The following is a 242-nucleotide window of genomic DNA, read 5'->3' on the forward strand; positions in this document are numbered from 1 at the left end:
TGTTGAAGGTAACAATAACTTCAAACTGCCAGCAGATGATAATACCCCTGTGATCATGATTGGTCCGGGCACAGGTATCGCGCCTTTCCGTGCTTTTGTGCAGGAGCGTGATAACCGCGATGCTGAAGGGAAAAACTGGCTGTTCTTTGGTGACCGTACCTTTACCCAGGACTTCCTGTATCAGGTGGAGTGGCAGAAGTACCTCAAAGACGGCATTCTGACCAAGCTGGATGTGGCTTTCA

1 pseudogene is annotated in these 242 nt (G+C 49.6%); it reads left to right on the top strand.

Going from position 1 to position 242, the window contains the following annotated elements:
• Positions 1-242, top strand: a pseudogene (gene cysJ / locus ACYP03_RS27635) (NADPH-dependent assimilatory sulfite reductase flavoprotein subunit); the annotation flags it as partial.

The sequence above is a fragment of the Photobacterium sp. R1 genome, assembly GCF_054600795.1.